A 15,515-nucleotide genomic window follows, 5' to 3' on the forward strand; every position below is an offset into this window, starting at 1 on the left:
GCTGTATTTCCACATAAAGGGAATCTAGGCGCTGCGGATCTTGCCTAGCAAGGTTGTTGTAGAGCGCTCATATAAAAATGGAATTGCAATTGCCACGCCACCCCAGGATTTGACGAGTTTCGCCTCTTCTAGTGCGTCAATTTCATAGTCTCCACCTTTGACATAAATATCGGGTCGGATTTTTTCGATCAGGCTTACTGGGGTCTGCTCCGTGAACAATACTGTTAAATCCACGCTAGCAAGAGCGGCTAAGAGGGCCTGGCGGTCTGCCTCAGTATTAATTGGCCGATCATCCCCTTTACCCAGCATTTTTACTGAAATATCCGAATTTACACCGACCACTAGACTTGCGCCCAATGCCCTGGCTTGAGCCAAATAACTGGCATGTCCACGATGCAGAATATCGAAGACACCATTGGTAAATACGATAGGTCTTGGTAATGCTGCAATACGGTCATCAAGGTCTACCAAAGCACAAACTTTGGACTCAAATACAGGTGGAGATAATGAGGTCATAACGCCATATTAATAGTATTGAGGAAACCTCAACGATATTTGCCAGAATGTCTTAGACTTGAGCATTCGGACAACCCCGCTCATCCTCAAGGCTACATATGATTCACCACTTAGCGCGCTATGTTTTAGCCGCCCTGTTGCTTGTTCCCTTTATAGAATTTGCTCAGGCAGCCCCAAGCTGTAGCCCCCTGTTATCCCATACTTTTCCGAGGCTTCAAGATGAAGCACCACAGAATCTTTGCCAATACCAAGGTAAGGTTGTCCTCGTTGTCAACACAGCCAGTTTTTGTGGATTTACAAGCCAATACGAGGGCTTAGAGAAGTTATACGCAAAATATAAGGATCGGGGTCTCGTCGTTCTTGGTTTTCCATCAAATGATTTTGGTCAGCAAGAACCTGGTAGCAATAAAGATATTGCCGCTTTTTGCAAAAATACCTACGATGTCAAATTTCCAATGTTTGCTAAAAGTTCAGTAAGTGGAAATAATCCAAATCCACTCTTTAAGATGCTAATCGCAAAAACAGGGACGACGCCAAAGTGGAACTTTTATAAATACCTCATTGATCGTAATGGTAACGTCGTAGATTCTTACGGCAGTATGACTAAGCCTAGCAGTAGCACTGTAACTGCCGAAGTTGAAAAACTCCTTGGAGAAAAAATTTAGTGGGTAAGAAAAAAGTAGCCATTATTGGCGCAGGTATCTCTGGTTTAGGTTGCGCCTATGCATTAAGACAACATCCCGATTTAGACATCACCATCTTTGAGGGTGGTAGTCACATTGGGGGGCACAGTAATACTGTGGACTTTTCAATGGAAACGAATGAAGGCCATATTACTCATGGGGTAGATACAGGGTTTCTAGTATTTAATAGAAAAACTTATCCGCGCTTAGTTCGCCTATTCGAGGAAATTAAAGTACCGATTGCACCATCAGAGATGTCTTTTTCTGTATCCATTGATGCCAAAGAAAAAAATGGTGCAGATCATCAGATTGAGTGGGCCGGTAACGATCTCAATTCTTTCTTTGGGCAACGATCCAATTTGCTATCGCCCTCTTTTTGGAGAATGGCTTACGACATCCTACGCTTTAACCGCATGGCAACCCGTTTAGCAGAAAATCAAATTTCGTCAGACCATGAATATGCTGAACCCGATGAACGAATTCATGATTTCTTAAATCGAAATCGCTTTAGTACAAGCTTCAAAGAGAATTACTTTTTACCCATGATTGGAGCAATCTGGTCATGCTCTGTAGAGCAGATGCTAGAGTTCCCAATTCGAACGATGGTGCGCTTTTGTCACAACCATGGTCTCCTACAAATTCAGAATCGTCCTCAATGGCTTACCGTCAGAGGTGGATCACGTGAGTATGTAAAGCTTCTCGTAGCTGCATTGGAAGAACATGACGTCAAAATAGTGCGCCAGCCCATCAGTCGCGTTAATGCCAGCCAAACAGAGAACGCGCCAGTTGAAGTTATTAGCCCCTCTGGAAGCGCCTGGTTTGACGAAGTCATTATGGCCTGCCATAGCGATCAGGCATTAGAGTTGGTTCATGGGATTGATCAGACTGCTCGTAATATTTTGTCAGCCGTTCCATACCAAAAAAATCGCGCTATTTTGCATACAGATATTCGCTTTCTGCCACAAAATCAGCGCTGCTGGGCTGCCTGGAATTACACGGCCAAGGCGGGCGCGTCCCCAACTGCGCAACAACATGTCAGCGTTAACTATCTTATTAATCGCTTGCAACCACTTCCAGATCAACTCAAAAACACTCAGATTATTGTGAGCTTAAATCCACTGACTAATCCTGACCCAAAACTAGTGCATAAAGAAATCCATTACTCTCATCCGGTATTTGATATGCAAGCTGTGCAGGCGCAAAAAGAGCTGCCTTTAATTCAAGGAAATGCCTCTATCTGGTATTGCGGCGCCTGGACAGGCTTTGGTTTTCATGAGGATGGTTTACGCTCGGGCGAGCTTGTCGCCAAAGACCTAATGGAAAGCATTCGTCACCCAGTGCGCTCTAATTTAATTCAAGATACTCAGTAAATGCATTTAGCAACGATCAACTTTGGAGCAGTCCAGCATCGACGCTTTCGTCCTGCAAAAAATGTATTTGCTTATGGTGTTTTTACCCTCTCCATTCCCATGCGCTCTAGAAAGGCTGACATAGCACTACTCAGCAAACATGGTCTGGGTGACAATCGATTTGGGCTATTTTCATTCTTCGATAAAGATCATGGCATTGGCGATAACGATAGCCTCCAATGGATCGAAAAAATCCTTCAAGACAATCATATCGATGACGTTGATGGTGAGATTTGGTTGCAAACTTTTCCGAGAGTCTTGGGTTATGTATTTAACCCAGTCAGTTTTTGGATCTGCACTAGTAAGAATGGTCAGGTTCGAGCGGTATTGGCTGAAGTGAATAACACTTTTGGGGAGCGGCATTGCTATCTCCTTCACCATGATTCCAGGGAATCCATTCAATCCGGTCAAACGTTCATCAGTAAAAAGGTTTTTCACGTATCCCCATTTTGTGATGTGCAAGGCGAATACCACTTTCGCTTTTTATTCCCCCAAGATAGTCGCTCTCAACGTAATATTGTTTGTCGAATTGAGTTACACGAGGATGGCCTTCCCCTCATTAACACCAGCATCAGTGGCGTATCTCAACCTTTGAGCAAAGCTGCCCTCTATTTAGCTTTTCTACGCTTTCCCCTGATGAGCTTAGGAGTCATTGGACGCATTCATTGGCAAGCATTAAAATTGTGGTCTAAAGGTGTCCCCTTCCACTCCAAACCAAAACCTCCTGAACTTGAAGTCACACGATGAATCGCCCCGGTCAATCCCTCTTATCTCGTCTCAGCTTTTCCCGTCAATCAAAACGAGCGTCGCCAGCACAGCAACACCGTTTTAGCTCTGAGGCAATTTTTAGCCTTTTAGGGCAATTGAGTAGTGGATATCTCGTACTCACACTACCCAATAATGAAGTGAAGGAATTTGGTAAGCGCAGTGATGAACTACGGGCAGAAATGCAGATATTGGATTGGTCTGTTTTTAAGCAAGTCTTATCTCATGGTGATATTGGTTTTGCTGAAAGCTATATTCGAGGTCAATGGAACACGCCAGATCTCAAGGCCCTCCTTGAGCTAGCGATCCGCAATCGCACCATCTTAGAGAAAGTCATTTACGGCAGCTGGTTTGGCTCTTTAATCTATCGCTTAAAACATTGGTTACGCGATAATTCAAAATCTGGCAGCAAGAAAAATATTCATGCGCACTACGATTTAGGGAATGCCTTTTATACCCTGTGGCTAGATCCTACTATGAGCTATTCAAGCGCCTGGTTTTCGGAAAGCAATAATCAGACTTTATTGGATGCCCAGCGCGCAAAGATTCAGCGTATTCTCAGATCAATCGATGCCAAACCCGGCGATCGCCTATTAGAGGTTGGCTGTGGGTGGGGTGGCGTAATGGAGGAGGCTCTTCGTAACGGTAACAGCATTACCGGCTTAACTCTATCGACTGAACAAAAAGCATTTGCGGACAATCGCCTTCGTCATGTTCAATCTGAAATAGAAAATACAGCGCAATTTGAAGTTCGCCTCCAAGATTATCGTGATTGCTCAGAGGAATTTGATGGCATTGCCTCTGTTGAAATGTTTGAGGCCGTTGGGGAAGCCCATTGGGGCGAATATTTTAAGATGATTTCCCAGCGCCTAAAGCAAGGCGGCAAGGCATGTGTTCAAACTATTGTGATTGCCGAAGAGCTATTCGAGCGCTACCGCAACAGTACCGACTTTATTCAGCAATATGTTTTTCCGGGTGGCATGCTTCCATCACGCGCTAAGTTTGAGGCGGCAGCAGCCAGTGCTGGATTGGTAGTAGAGGCAGAGTTTCCTTTTGGAGCCGACTACGCCAGAACCTTGTGCATCTGGAGAGACAGCTTCAATGAAAAAATAGATGCCATTTACCAGCTTGGCTTTGATGAGGCGTTTGTACGCCTCTGGAATTTCTACCTCATGTATTGTGCTGCAGGATTTTCTGAGAAGAATATTGATGTCGTGCAATTTACCCTCAGCCATCAATCCTCCGCTTCCACTACAAAGGCGCTGACCCCATGAAACAAAATGGCTTTGAGAGCTTTGTTAATCAACGAATTTGGATCATTGGTGCATCGAGCGGTATTGGAGAAGCCTGTGCAAGAGCCCTCTCGAATGCGGGAGCAAGGGTTGCTATTTCCGCCCGCCGCAAAGAGCGCCTCACTGCACTAGAAAACTCGGTACAAGGAATCACCTTGGTCGTGCCAGCAGACATCACCGATACTGCACAGATCAATACGGCCTATCAAACTATTGTTGAGCAATGGGGTGGCGTAGATTTGCTACTGTTTGTTTCTGGAGTCTATACCCCTTTGCGTGCTGATAATTTTGATTTTGAACTTGCACGACAAACTGTAGATGCCAATCTATTAGGCCCCATGCGTGCAGTAGCTTGTGTACTGCCTGATATGCTCAAAAACCACTCTGGCCATATTGCCATTGTAGGAAGTGTAGCTGGATATAGCGGGCTACCAAAGGCTCTAGCCTATGGTCCCAGCAAAGCAGGAATCATCAACTTCTGTGAAACCCTATATTACGATTTACTCCCCGAAGGCGTAAGCGTACACATGATTTCACCAGGGTTTGTTGCAACTGAAGCTACCGCTCAAAATGATTTTGAAATGCCGGCACTGATTACTGCCGAAGAAGCTGCTACTGAAATACTAGCAGGCATCTCTGCTGGAAAATTTGACATTCACTTTCCTAAACGATTTTCAGGTTTTCTGAAATTTCTTAGAATTCTGCCTTATCCACTCTACTTCTGGTTTGTTAGGCGCTTCGTCAAAATATAAGAACTGCGCACTATAAAACCCAGCTCACTTGTACTTGTTTTTACGAATCAAGATCTCTAAATAATCCATAACAGCAATGGCCTTTGCCTTAGTACCGGCAATGGAAGGCGAAGTCACATAACGCCCCTGCATCACAATAGTCGGCACACCATCAATACGATAAGTTTCAGCTAATTGCCTTGCAGCACGGGCTTTGGAAACTACAGCAAATGAGCGATAAGTGGCCAAAAAAGTATTGCGATCGATGCCTTGGGTAGTGACCCAATCTGCGATCTCGTTTTCAGTCAAGAGGCGCTTATTTTCCTTATGCATGGCATACATGACTTTTTCGTTCATGGCATCACCTTTGCCCATAGCCTCTAGGGCATAGAATAACTGGCTGTGCGGCATAAAGTCATCGCGGAAGGCAACCGGAACTCTCCGGAAGGTGACATCTTTAGGTTGGCGCTTTACCCACGCACTTAACTCCGGCTCAAAATCAAAACAATGTGGGCAGCCATACCAAAAAAATTCGATGACCTCGACCTTTCCCTGGGTCTCTACTGGCTGAGCTATGGGAAGAATGCGGTAGTCAAACCCCTCTTCGATCTTAGCGCTCTGGGCGTTTATTAAACCGGAAAAAGAGCCCGTCAACACTACTGCCGTGAAGGAAAGGAAAGTACGCTTAGAAAAAGAGATCATGATTTGCTAGCTTTAATGATGGTTGGCTTAATGCCGATGCCAGTCAACTTATCACGCACCGGATTACTTTCGTCAACACTATTGTAGGGACCGACGCGAACGCGCCACAAGGTGTTACCTTCACTACTAACTTCGCTGAGTTGCGACTGAATACCTTGAATGGCTAGGTTCGCTTTTTGTGCATCTGCGTCAGCACGCTTATTGAATGCGCCTACTTGTAGAAAATAAATTGCATCTGTTTTGGCAGTGGGTGGAGCAGGTGTAGCAGGTGCAGTATTGGCATCTGCAGGCTTCTTACCATTTGCAAGGTCGCCAATTGGATCTGGTGCATTTGCAGCAGGCGCAGATGACTTACCTTGAAGTGGCCTATTCAGATCTAGAGGCTCAGTAACAGGGGCGGCCTCACCTTCAGCGGGGGCTGCTCCTGACTTAATAGTTAACGGCAGATTCGGAGCACGAATACCAGGGCGCTCCTGGGGCGTGTTCTTAGAAAGATAAAAGGCAATTACAAATGCAATTCCTAGACCGGCACCTAGACCCAGAATAAAACCCAGAATAGTACCGCCGTATTCTGAACTCGATGCATTTGTCTGTAGATTCATTTTTTTCATCGCGTATCTATCCTTCATATATTGCACTGCGCATGACTATCACTGTTCTTTTAATCGTATAGCTTACATCTTAGCTGGAGCAGAGACACCCAGTAGTTTTAAACCATTCTCTAAGACTTGGCGAGTAGCCGATAGCAAAGCCAAACGAGCCAGTTTTAAGGCAGGATCATCAACTAGTACTCGATCTGCGCTATAAAAAGTATGGAAATCACCTGCTAAATCACGTAAATAAAATGCTAAGGCGTGTGGCGCTAGATCTGCGGCTGCATCTGTCAGCATTTCTGGATATTCAGCTAAACGCCGCAATAAACGATCTGAAGCCTTACTTTGCAGCAAAGAGAGGTCTGCGGCTTTGAGATCGGATCGTTGTCCACCCCATTGGCTCAAAATAGAGCAAATCCGTGCATGCGCATATTGCACATAAAAAACAGGGTTTTCATCATTCTGCTGAAGGGCCAAGTCAATATCAAATACAAACTCGGTATCCGCTTTACGAGAAATCAAAAAGAATCGAACAGCATCTCTTCCCCGTTGCAATGCGAGCTCACGCTCACTAGTCGTCATTTCTGGAGTAACACCACCAGACCACTCCACTAAATCACGCACAGTCACGTAAGATCCTGCGCGCTTAGAAATTTTTACTTCCTCACCATTACGCATTACTGTCACCATCTTATGCAAGACATAATCAGGGTACGTTTTTGGAATATCCCACTCGCGTTTTTTAGCTACGCCCTGCAATCCAGAGCGCACGCGAGCGATAGTGCCATGATGGTCGCTACCCTGCACATTGATGACCTTCTCAAAACCACGCTGCCATTTGCTTGTGTGGTACGCCACATCAGGTACAAAGTAGGTAAAGCTACCATCAGACTTACGCATCACACGGTCTTTATCATCGCCATCATCCGTTGTTCTAAGCCAGAGGGCACCCTCGGATTCATAAGTCTTACCGATACTCTGCAAATCATCCACAATTTGAGCAACACTGCCATCGGTGTATAAAGAAGATTCTAAGTAGTAGCAATCAAACTTCACGCCGAAAGTTTGTAAATCAATATCCTGCTCATTACGCAAATAAGCCACTGCAAATTGTCGAATTGCCTCAACCTTATCTGCATCTGATAAGTCAACACGATAAGCTGGCGATGCTAAATATGCAGCGGCAATCTCCGCAATATATTCACCGTTATAAGCCTGCTCTGGCCAACCCGGATCTGTTGGCTTTAAGCCGTTTAAACGCGCCTGCACCGAAAGGGCTAGATTTGCGATCTGTACACCTGCATCGTTGTAATAAAACTCACGATGCACATCAATTCCCTGTGTAGACAATAAATTGGCTAGCGCATCACCGAGCGCTGCTTGGCGACCATGGCCAACATGCAATGGCCCCGTTGGATTGGCAGAAACGAACTCAATCATCGCTTTGCTGACTGGAGTAACGCCTGGCATCACCCGCCCAAATGTAGGGCCTGCTGTCAAGATTTCTTCAATCACCGTTGTTTTGGCAGTATTCGTTAGGCGAAAATTAATAAATCCTGGACCAGCAATCTCGCAACTAGTAATAAGGTCGGCGTATCCAGTTTGCTGTTGCAAACGCTCAACAATGGCTTGGGCCAACTCCCTTGGATTTAGCTTCCACGCCTTGGATAGCTGAAGTGCAATATTACATGCGACATCGCCATGATCCACCGCCTTAGGGCGCTCCAGGCGGGGTTGGGGTGTATCTGCTAAGTTGCGCTCCTGGGCCAAGCCCTGAAGCACTGCACTGAGCATCTCAATTAAACGATTTTTATTAGTTAACAACATAGTTTAATGAGTTTATCAGGTGGTAAGCTATAGAAATGATCTATCAATTTCGCTCAAAGGCAGGTCCAGATGTCATCATGCTGGCTGATCTCAGTCAGCGCATATTTGATCTCTTGAATCGCCCACTCGAGCCCAGGGGGATTCTGACAGTAGAGCAGCTCCCTGCCCTGATCAACTTATTAGAAACTGCCATCCTGAAAGACCTAGAAGATCGCGCCCAGCACGATTTAAGAGGCCAAGAGGGTGGCAAGAGGCCAAAACTGGCAGACCGACTAGGCCAACGCGCCTATCCTTTTCTGGAGCTCATGAAACAAGCTAAAGAAAAAGGTGAGCCAGTGATGTGGGGCGTTTAGAAAATATCGCGCCGGCATCACCCCTGATTTAATCGATCAAGCTCGCCAATTGACGGCGAATATCTTGAACATCTTCACCTCTGCGCTTTGCCATATCTTCAACCTGATCAGCGGAAACCTTGCCCACATTGAAATAACGGGCTTCTGGGTGAGCCAAGTAAAAACCGCTCACACTAGATGCTGGGTTCATGGCCATAGACTCGGTTAAGGTCATTCCGATATCTTCGGACCCGATGACACGCAATAAATCCTGCTTTACCTCATGCGCTGGACAAGCAGGGTAGCCTGGTGCGGGACGTATGCCGCGATATTGCTCATCGATCATCTGATCATTGGTCAATAACTCATCCGTTGCATAACCCCAGAGATCAGTACGTACGCGATGGTGCATTAACTCCGCAAATGCTTCAGCCAAACGATCTGCTAAGGCTTTCAACATAATGGCACTGTAGTCATCGTGCTTTGCCTGAAACTCTGCAACTTTCTTTTCCACGCCGTGGCCAGTAGTGACCGCAAAGCAACCTAGATAATCCGCAACCCGTGAATCTTTAGGGGCCACATAATCCGCCAAACAACGATTGGGGCGGCGTACCCCGTCGACTACCGGACGCTCACCTTGTTGGCGTAAGTTATGCCATACAAATAGCGGATGCTCACGCGCTTCATCGCTATACAAAACGATGTCATCGCCGACAGTATTGGCGGGGTAAAAAGCAACAACAGCATCGGCCTGTATCCATTGTCCCTTGATCAACTTATCCAATAACACCTTAGCATCTTCAAATACCTTGCGCGACTCAACCCCAACAATCTCATCATCCAGGATCGCTGGAAACTTTCCGGCTAAATCCCAAGTTTGAAAGAAAGGAGTCCAGTCAATATATTTTGCGATATCGCTAAGAGCGAAATTCTTGAAAATACGGCGGCCAATAAACTTTGGTTTCTCAGGCACATAGGCTACCCAATCAATCAACTCGCGATTCTTACGTGCAGCCTCCAGAGAAATCGTTGGCGCCGCCTTCTTATTTGCATGTTGCTCACGAATACGAACGTAATCATCTCGCAAATCTTGAATAAATTTCTTTGAGCCTTCATCTGAAAGTAGGCTCGATGCTACAGAAACAGACCGTGAAGCATCTGGCACATAAACTACTGGTCCATCATAGTGCGGGGCAATCTTCACAGCGGTATGTACACGTGAAGTTGTCGCACCACCAATCATCAATGGGATTTGACGCTCACGGAAATAATCATCCCGTTGCATTTCTTGCGCAACATAAGTCATCTCTTCTAGCGAAGGGGTAATCAAACCCGACAAACCAACGATATCCGCTTTTTCTTCTTTAGCACGCTTTAAGATTTCTGCACAAGGAACCATTACGCCCATATTGGCGACTTCAAAGTTATTACATTGCAGCACCACCGTCACAATATTTTTACCAATATCGTGCACATCGCCCTTAACCGTGGCCATCACAATCTTGCCTTTAGCTTTTGCTTCTCCGCCCGAGGCAATATGTAGACGCTTTTCTTCTTCGATATAGGGAATCAAAATTGCTACAGCCTGCTTCATGACGCGCGCACTTTTGACAACCTGCGGCAAGAACATCTTTCCTTCGCCAAACAAATCACCAACGACATTCATGCCATCCATGAGTGGGCCTTCAATCACCTCAATTGGCCTACCACCAGAACCCATAATTTGGGCGCGCAACTCTTCTGTATCTTCTTCGATAAAGTTAGTAATGCCATGGACCAGAGCATGCGTCAAGCGATCACGTACTGTAGATTCACGCCAAACTAAGTTCTCCACTTGTTTAGCGCCACCGCCTTTAAATTGATCGGCAATATCGAGTAATCGCTCAGTTGGCGTTTTGCCCTCTTTTTCTTTAAAGCGATTCAGGACAACATCCTCAACCCGCTCTCGTAAATCTGAGTCTAAGTCAGCGTACACCCCGAGTTGACCTGCATTGACAATCCCCATGTCCATACCCGCCTTAATGGCGTGATACAAGAACACAGTGTGAATAGCCTCACGCACACGATCATTACCGCGAAATGAGAAACTCACATTTGATACACCGCCACTGACTTTGGCACCGGGAAGATTTTCTTTAATCCAGCGCGTAGCATTTATAAAATCTACTGCATAGTTATCATGCTCTTCAATACCGGTGGCAATCGCAAAGACATTAGGATCGAAAATAATATCTTCGGCCGGGAAATGAAGTTCATTAACCAAAATCTCATAACAACGCTGGCAAATTTCGGTCTTACGCTTAAACGTATCTGCTTGACCCGCCTCATCAAATGCCATGACAACGCTGGCAGCGCCATAGCGACGGATTAAGCGCGCCTGTTTTCTGAAAGACTCTTCACCCTCTTTCAGGGAGATAGAGTTCACAATCGGCTTACCTTGAACACACTTAAGGCCAGCCTCAATCACGCTCCACTTTGAGGAATCAATCATGATAGGAACTCGTGCAATATCGGGCTCAGAGGCAATCAGATTTAAGAAGCGACTCATTGCCGCCTCAGAATCCAGCATCGCTTCATCCATATTGATATCAATAATTTGAGCGCCATTCTCGACCTGCTGTCTTGCCACCGCTAAGGCTTCGTCAAATTGATTATTTAAAATCATGCGGGAGAAAGCTTTAGATCCCGTGACATTTGTGCGTTCCCCAATATTGACAAAACGCAAATCCCCTGTGAGATTAAACGGCTCTAATCCAGAGAGTCTCATTGAAGGTATTGCAGATTCATTTTTTTGATTACTCATGCTGACGCCTCCACACTTTCACGATAGAAAACGCGGGGCTTACGCTTAGCCACTGCTTGTGCAATTGCACGAATATGATCAGGCGTCGTTCCACAGCATCCACCAACGAGATTAACAAGGCCATCTTTTGCAAATCCATCAACTAAACTTGAAGTAATGTCAGGCGTCTCATCAAACCCGGTATCACTCATCGGGTTAGGCAAACCTGCATTGGGGTAGCAAGAAACTGCGGCATCGCAGATGCGGGCCAGTTCCGCGATATAAGGGCGCATCAGTGCAGCCCCTAAAGCACAGTTCAAACCAAAAGTCAGCGGCTTAATATGACGTAAGCTATTCCAAAATGCCTCTACTGTTTGGCCAGATAAAATCCGTCCAGAAGCATCTGTTACCGTTCCCGAAATCATCACTGGCAAACGCTCGCCCGTTTCCTCAAAGAATTCATCCAAAGCAAATAAAGCGGCTTTTGCATTCAAGGTATCGAAAATAGTTTCAACCAAAAACAAATCAACACCGCCAGCAAACAGTCCTTCAATCTGCTCGCGATATGAAGCACGCAACGCATCAAAGGTGACGTTGCGCGCACCTGGATCGTTTACATCTGGAGAAATACTGGCCGTCTTCGGTGTGGGCCCAATGGCTCCAGCAGCAAAACGGGGTTTATCGGGCGTACTATATTTTTCACATGCAGCCCGGGCTAATTGGGCAGAAATAATATTCATTTCTCGTGCCAAGCCAGCCATTTTGTAATCCTCTTGGGCTACCGAGGTTGCACCAAACGTATTGGTTTCAATAATGTCCGCACCAGCATCTAAATACTGCTCATGAATCTTGCTGATAATGTGGGGCTGGGTTAGAACCAATAATTCATTATTTCCCTTCACATCGCTCGCATGGTCAGCAAACCGTTGACTAGTAGGAAGTCCACGATAGTCTGACTCGCTCAACTTATATTGCTGAATCATCGTGCCCATAGCACCATCCAAAATCAGAATACGCTGCTTTAGAAGCTCAGGAAGTATCTGGCCACGAGTATAAGACTGGGATAAACCATTAGATTGCATTGCTTGACCGAAATTGTTCTCTAGAATCTCTTATTCTATTGGTAAACGCTATTTTTATCTCACCCGGAGCCACCCATGTTTGGAACTATTCCCGAATTCAATCAAAGCCTTGAAATGCTTAAAACCATGTGGGGTCAGGGAGGAGCTGGTCAACCAGGTCAGTTTCCCTTCACTACAGACGCCTCTAAGGCATCTGGGGGCTTTGGCGCTGCATTCCCCGGCCTTGATACCGATGAGCTAGAGAAGCGTATTAAAGACCTCAAAAGCGTTGAAAATTGGCTCAACCTCAACCTTAATATCCTAAAATCTACTATCCAAGGCCTAGAAGTACAACATGCCACCATGATGGCACTCAAATCTTTTGGGGATGCTGTTTCCGCTTCGGCAGCTGCAGCAACCGGAACGACTGAAGATTCAGGAGCTAGGACACCAAAGGCAAGCACTACAACTAAGCCACGGAAAACCGCAAAACGCCGTCCTCGCAAAGCTGGCGACGCAACACACCTCGACGAAGTAGGTAATTAAGATGGGCGATTGCTTCACCCATTGCAAACGTCATTTGGTGAATATCGAGCTCTCGCTTAAATAACACTGGGATGATCTCACGAGCTGTTGCTGGTGTCTGACAGGCACCGATGGTCTCTGCCAAGCGATCATCATGATGCGCTTTCAACTGCGCAATGCGTGGTTTCATTCCGGTAAACGGTTTGCCATGCGATGGTAATACCAAAGTATCGTCAGGCAAAGGTAGGTATCGATCTAATGAGCTGAGGTACAGACCTAAAGGATCCGCATCCGGATCAGCATCATAGACACTAACGTTTGTAGAAATACGGGGTAACAACATGTCTCCAGAAATGAGGACGCCTAAGGCGCCACAATATAAAGAGGCATGCTCCGGCGCATGACCAAACCCCATAATGACTTGCCACTCATGGCCACCAATTAAGATCTTTTCATGATCAACAATGCGACGATATTGATGCGGAACGCCCGGTACCATATTGCTGTAATAACTAGAGCGCGCCCGAATCTTTTCTAAATCCTCAGGCGCACTTAATCCATGTTTCTGAAAATGATCTGCAGAGCCCCCGCCACCAGCCCTAGCACCTACAGAAGCGCCGCCCTCTTTATGACTGAGCCATTGCGCGGTTAAGTAATCGGTCATCGAGATCCACATAGGGACCTGCCATTTTTCACAGAGCCACTGCGCTAGACCAATATGGTCTGGATGCATATGGGTCACGATCACCCGCACAACCGGTAAGCCCTCTAATTGCGTTGCAAAAATTTGCTCCCAAGCAGCTTGGGTTTCATCGTTGGCAATACCGCAGTCCACAATCGTCCAGCCCTCAACCCCTTCAAATACATCGCGCAAGAGCCATAAATTAATATGGTCCAAGGCAAATGGAAGACGCATGCGTAGCCAGCGCACACCAGGCTCCAGCTCTATCGTGCCGCCAATTTGTGGAAGGGCATCTACTAAGGGATAATGAATTTCAGTATTTACTTGTGAAGATTTATTCATGAGGAATATCTAGCCGTTCTGTTCTTTTTTCTTTCATTTTCAATCTCATCTCTTTTTACTGAAAATATTGTGACAACAATTTCATCGCCCTGCATCAACTGGTGTGATATCGATCCAGAAAATGGTTACTGTTTTGGCTGTTTTCGCACACTTTCTGAAATTGCTGATTGGTCCAATCTATCGGATTCAGAGAAGCTTGGGGTCTGGGAAACCTTAGAGGTTCGCAAATCCCAAGCTGGCTAATCGCCTATCGATTCACGTCAACAACGACGCGGCCGCGAACGTTACCTGCAATCAACTCTGAAGCGTATTTGATAGACTCTTCCAAGCTAATTTCATGAGAGATTGCTTCTAAAATTTGTAGGTCTACCAATGAAGCCAATTGTTCATAGGCAGCAATTCGTTTTGCGCGCGGCACGGTAACGCTGTTAATGCCGTACAAGGTTATGCCACGCAAAATAAATGGTGCAACACTGGAGGGAAAATCCATGCCCTGAGCAAGCCCACAGGCTGCAACAGCACCATCGCTTTTTGTTTGCGCACAGGCATTAGCTAGGGTGTGACTGCCAACACTATCGACCACCGCAGCCCAACGCTCCTTAGCCAATGGTTTGCCAGGGGCAGACAAGATGGCACGATCAATCACTTCAGCAGCACCCAATTTCTTCAAATAATCTGCCTCCACCATGCGGCCAGTGCTAGCAACCACGGTGAAACCTAATTTACTTAAGAGCGTAATAGCAAAACTGCCAACACCACCGGCAGCGCCCGTTACTAAAACCTCGCCATCGCTTGGCTTGAGCCCATGCTTTTGCAATGCCATGACACACAGCATGGCGGTATAACCTGCCGTACCAATAGCCAGAGCTTGCTTGGGTGTAAATCCTTTGGGCAAAGGAATGAGCCAATCTGCTTTTACGCATGCCTGCTGAGCTAAGCCGCCCCAGTGGCCCTCACCGACGCCCCAGCCATTTAAGAGCACCATATCGCCCACTTTAAAGTCGGGGCTACTGCTTTCCATTACCTCACCCGCAAAGTCAATACCGGGAACCATAGGAAAGCTTCGCACCACCGGACCTTTGCCCGTAATAGCCAAACCATCTTTGTAATTGAGCGTGGAGTACAACACCCTGACCCTGACATCCCCTTCGGGAAGGCTGGCCTCGTCTACCTGAGCAAGCTCAGTGCGATAACCTTGATCATCCTTATTTACCAAAATAGCTTTAAACATATCTTTTCCTTTTAAATACGTCGCAATCTTTACAACTGACGC

16 protein-coding genes are annotated in these 15,515 nt (G+C 46.2%); 8 read left to right on the top strand and 8 right to left on the bottom strand.

Annotated features, from left to right (window positions below):
* Positions 1-24 precede the first annotated feature (24 nt).
* Positions 25-516: a D-glycero-beta-D-manno-heptose 1-phosphate adenylyltransferase gene (gene rfaE2, locus QUD86_RS08775; RefSeq protein WP_286296749.1), complete on the bottom strand. Its 492-nt coding sequence runs from the start codon at positions 514-516 to the stop codon at positions 25-27.
* A gap of 98 nt (positions 517-614) precedes the next feature.
* On the opposite strand from rfaE2, the gene QUD86_RS08780 reads away from it, so the two are divergent.
* Genes QUD86_RS08780 through QUD86_RS08800 form a run of 5 tightly spaced genes read left to right on the top strand, consistent with a single transcriptional unit; the run spans position 615 to position 5,417 of the window.
* Positions 615-1,181 carry a glutathione peroxidase gene (locus QUD86_RS08780; protein WP_286296753.1) on the top strand — a complete coding sequence of 189 codons (567 nt, stop codon included), beginning with the start codon at positions 615-617 and terminating at the stop codon, positions 1,179-1,181.
* Positions 1,181-2,569: an NAD(P)/FAD-dependent oxidoreductase gene (locus QUD86_RS08785; protein WP_286296757.1), complete on the top strand. Its 1,389-nt coding sequence runs from the start codon at positions 1,181-1,183 to the stop codon at positions 2,567-2,569. Before QUD86_RS08780 ends, QUD86_RS08785 begins: the two co-directional genes overlap by 1 nt.
* Positions 2,570-3,355 (top strand): DUF1365 domain-containing protein, encoded by a 786-nt coding sequence (locus tag QUD86_RS08790; protein ID WP_286296760.1) that lies wholly within the window; start codon positions 2,570-2,572, stop codon positions 3,353-3,355.
* A complete protein-coding gene (locus QUD86_RS08795) occupies positions 3,352-4,647 on the top strand; it encodes an SAM-dependent methyltransferase (protein WP_286296763.1) in 1,296 nt (431 codons plus the stop codon). Before QUD86_RS08790 ends, QUD86_RS08795 begins: the two co-directional genes overlap by 4 nt.
* On the top strand, positions 4,644-5,417 hold the full coding sequence (locus QUD86_RS08800) for an SDR family NAD(P)-dependent oxidoreductase (RefSeq protein ID WP_286296766.1): 774 nt from the start codon (positions 4,644-4,646) through the stop codon (positions 5,415-5,417). Before QUD86_RS08795 ends, QUD86_RS08800 begins: the two co-directional genes overlap by 4 nt.
* 24 nt (positions 5,418-5,441) lie before the next feature.
* Here QUD86_RS08800 and QUD86_RS08805 read toward each other — a convergent pair whose 3' ends face one another.
* From QUD86_RS08805 to argS, 3 genes are all read right to left on the bottom strand, one after another.
* Complete coding sequence (locus QUD86_RS08805; protein ID WP_286296767.1) at positions 5,442-6,098, bottom strand: thiol:disulfide interchange protein DsbA/DsbL; 657 nt, start codon at positions 6,096-6,098, stop codon at positions 5,442-5,444.
* Positions 6,095-6,700, bottom strand: coding sequence for an SPOR domain-containing protein (locus QUD86_RS08810; RefSeq protein ID WP_286296768.1), 606 nt, complete (start codon positions 6,698-6,700; stop codon positions 6,095-6,097). Before QUD86_RS08810 ends, QUD86_RS08805 begins: the two co-directional genes overlap by 4 nt.
* Before the next feature lie 72 nt (positions 6,701-6,772).
* Positions 6,773-8,518 (bottom strand): arginine--tRNA ligase, encoded by a 1,746-nt coding sequence (gene argS, locus QUD86_RS08815; RefSeq protein WP_286296771.1) that lies wholly within the window; start codon positions 8,516-8,518, stop codon positions 6,773-6,775.
* 35 nt (positions 8,519-8,553) lie between these two features.
* Between argS and QUD86_RS08820 the strand changes: the two genes are divergently transcribed.
* Positions 8,554-8,871, top strand: a complete 318-nt coding sequence (locus QUD86_RS08820; protein WP_286296773.1) for a DUF1840 domain-containing protein — start codon at positions 8,554-8,556, stop codon at positions 8,869-8,871.
* A 28-nt stretch (positions 8,872-8,899) separates the two neighbouring features.
* Here QUD86_RS08820 and metH read toward each other — a convergent pair whose 3' ends face one another.
* Both metH and QUD86_RS08830 read right to left on the bottom strand, forming a co-directional pair.
* Positions 8,900-11,653: a methionine synthase gene (gene metH, locus QUD86_RS08825; protein ID WP_286296774.1), complete on the bottom strand. Its 2,754-nt coding sequence runs from the start codon at positions 11,651-11,653 to the stop codon at positions 8,900-8,902.
* Positions 11,650-12,714: a homocysteine S-methyltransferase family protein gene (locus QUD86_RS08830; protein ID WP_286296775.1), complete on the bottom strand. Its 1,065-nt coding sequence runs from the start codon at positions 12,712-12,714 to the stop codon at positions 11,650-11,652. The genes metH and QUD86_RS08830 overlap by 4 nt, the downstream gene beginning before the upstream one ends.
* Positions 12,715-12,789: 75 nt before the next feature.
* On the opposite strand from QUD86_RS08830, the gene QUD86_RS08835 reads away from it, so the two are divergent.
* Positions 12,790-13,239, top strand: coding sequence for a PhaM family polyhydroxyalkanoate granule multifunctional regulatory protein (locus tag QUD86_RS08835; protein ID WP_286296776.1), 450 nt, complete (start codon positions 12,790-12,792; stop codon positions 13,237-13,239).
* Here QUD86_RS08835 and QUD86_RS08840 read toward each other — a convergent pair.
* Positions 13,163-14,242 carry an MBL fold metallo-hydrolase gene (locus QUD86_RS08840; protein WP_286296777.1) on the bottom strand — a complete coding sequence of 360 codons (1,080 nt, stop codon included), beginning with the start codon at positions 14,240-14,242 and terminating at the stop codon, positions 13,163-13,165. The genes QUD86_RS08835 and QUD86_RS08840 overlap by 77 nt on opposite strands.
* Before the next feature lie 69 nt (positions 14,243-14,311).
* Here QUD86_RS08840 and QUD86_RS08845 point away from each other — a divergent pair, with 69 nt between their 5' ends.
* Positions 14,312-14,485, top strand: a complete 174-nt coding sequence (locus QUD86_RS08845) for a DUF1289 domain-containing protein (RefSeq protein ID WP_286296778.1) — start codon at positions 14,312-14,314, stop codon at positions 14,483-14,485.
* Positions 14,486-14,489: 4 nt separating this feature from the next.
* Here QUD86_RS08845 and acuI read toward each other — a convergent pair whose 3' ends face one another.
* Complete coding sequence (gene acuI / locus QUD86_RS08850) at positions 14,490-15,473, bottom strand: acrylyl-CoA reductase (NADPH) (RefSeq protein WP_286296780.1); 984 nt, start codon at positions 15,471-15,473, stop codon at positions 14,490-14,492.
* Between the last annotated feature and the right edge of the window lie 42 nt (positions 15,474-15,515).

This window comes from Polynucleobacter sp. TUM22923 (assembly GCF_030295705.1).
In the GTDB taxonomy this organism is placed as follows: domain Bacteria; phylum Pseudomonadota; class Gammaproteobacteria; order Burkholderiales; family Burkholderiaceae; genus Polynucleobacter.